This is a genomic window from Duganella sp. Leaf126 (assembly GCF_001423125.1).
GTDB lineage: Bacteria > Pseudomonadota > Gammaproteobacteria > Burkholderiales > Burkholderiaceae_D > Rugamonas.
This window is the reverse complement of record NZ_LMNW01000026.1, coordinates 1-2,271: the sequence shown is the minus strand read 5'-3', so window position 1 is coordinate 2,271 and position 2,271 is coordinate 1. Positions and strand designations below refer to the sequence as shown.

The 2,271-nt window shown below is 52.7% G+C and carries 1 protein-coding gene; it reads right to left on the bottom strand.

The features are described 5' to 3' along the window. Positions 1-1,458: 1,458 nt before the first annotated feature. Positions 1,459-2,271, bottom strand: an 813-nt coding sequence (locus tag ASF61_RS22840) for an SUMF1/EgtB/PvdO family nonheme iron enzyme (protein WP_082491635.1), incomplete at its 5' end; no start/stop codon positions are given.

Below are 2,271 nucleotides of genomic sequence, written 5' to 3'. Positions count from 1 at the left end.
GTCCATAATCAGAATTTGTGGGCACAAATGTTGTGCCAAAATTCGATCATGAATGACGGTGGTCAGGCCGTCCAGACGGCGCCGGGGCGACGCTTACGGTGGAATTGGGTTACTGGCGTTTTTACGGTGAGCTGGCGCTGTCGGGTAGCGCCGGTGCCAGCCTCGCTGTGGAAGTCGGTGTGGAAGTGTGCATGACAGGGGGCAAACAGGGCGTGCGCGGCATTCCACCTGCCCACAGGGAGAAGCGCGCCGTCAAGGCGCGCGCGGGCGCCACTGGAGAGCTGCAGGCATTTGCCGGTGCGACYGCTGGTGTCGACGCCAAGGGGGCTCTACAGTGGCTTAATCCCGAAGGAGCGGCCAGCGACGGCAAACCGTTGAAAGTCAAACCGGGAAAGGCAATCGCNGCTGGTGTCGACGCCAAGGGGGCTCTACAGTGGCTTAATCCCGAAGGAGCGGCCAGCGACGGCAAACCGTTGAAAGTCAAACCGGGAAAGGCAATCGCGGAATACAARGATATGGCAAAGCTGGACGTTGGCGTAGCCGCGACAGCAGGCGTCGGCGTCAAGGGTGCTTTTTCGATCAGGCACGAAGGAGGCAARTTTGTCATCTACGCCAAAATTGGCGCCTGCTTGGGTCTTGGCGGCGACGGGTCCATCAAATTCGAGGCGGGATTTGGCACGATCGGGGAATTTTTCAAATGCTTGGCTTATCATCTGAAGCGGCTGGANGCGCCTGCTTGGGTCTTGGCGGCGACGGGTCCATCAAATTCGAGGCGGGATTTGGCACGATCGGGGAATTTTTCAAATGCTTGGCTTATCATCTGAAGCGGCTGGACTATCACAAGATTGGTGAAATTATAGAAGCAGACGCTTACGAAATGTACTGTAAAGTGAAATACCTGATGATTTCTACAGGTAGCCGAATCGAGGATTTTGTAGAGCGAAACATCACAGAAATTAATGTGGAATTCAACCGTGTAATAAATAAAATAAACGAAGCGATTGATGAAGGCAGCGCGGCAGGAAAGGAATTTTTAAAACGAATCCAAAAAGAATTGGAAAAAGAAACAGCGAGCTGGCTAAGCTATGCGCCGCCCGAAGTATCGGCGCAAATTGCTCGGCAGGTGGCAGCTGCCGGCAGCAGCCTCGACCCATCAATGCGCGCTGAGGCGCCGATGTTGATGGCCAAGATACTAGAAGCGCCTCAGACAATCAATCATTTGGCAACCATTGCTGAGCGCATGACGCCTGTCATGGGCGATAAACAGAACGCGGCTGCAGGCTTTGCTTCTATTAACGCTTGCATGAAGGGCACGCTGTATGAAGGATGCTTGAAAAGCGCAGAACAAAGGCTGGCCCAGGCCGAACCACTGCTGAGCCAACCGTTTATATGGAACAGTTCGCCTGAGTTCCTCGCTGCCAAATATGGTATCGAGCATCCGATGTACGCTTAGGATCGTTACCGATCCAAACGAACGCAACGGAAAGCGTTGTCAGGGTAGTGTGAGTACTTTGTATAAGGGATTTCTCTCTTGGATTCTTTTTTTCTGTCCGCAGGGTAAAACGTCCATGTTCCCGTGGGTTGTCTGTCTGAAAGTGCCCAACGTTTGAATGTCATAGCACTGGAATCGCTCCCTGCCCACCCTCTTGTTACACGACGATCGCCGGTAGCGGGACCAGCAGGATTTTTTGACGGCGACTGACCATAGTAATCTTTATCATACCAGTCATGCACCCACTCATGTATTCCAGCGCTCATGTGATAGATACCTGCCGGGTTAGAAGGGAAACTCGCAACGGCGACTAGCCCGCCAGCTGCTTTTCGCTGCTCATAGGAAGGCAGGTTTTTCCCAGGCTCGGACTCCCCATTGTTTGTCGGATAAACGTAGCGTTTCCCCCCACTTCTTGCAGCGTATTCCCATTGCGCTTCTGTTGGAAGAGCGAATGGCTGTTTGGTTTCTTTTGCCAACCAGGCACAATAGTCAGTCGCCCCTTGCCATGTAACACCGGCGGGATTATCCGGCTTTCTATAGGCTTGCATGGCTTGATCTTGATTGATCCGGGGCAAACGCATCGCCGCAGTAAAAATGTCGAACTCGGCGTACGTCACGGGAGTCTTACTGATAAAAAAACTATCAAGTGTTACCTTGTGCAAGGGTTTAGAATCAGGCGATCCGTCGAACGGCAGCCCACCTTTATTAACCTCGGAGCCCCAGTCACCCATATCAAAAGTCCCACCTTTTAAAAAAACCAGGTTCTCCTGAGTTTTGGC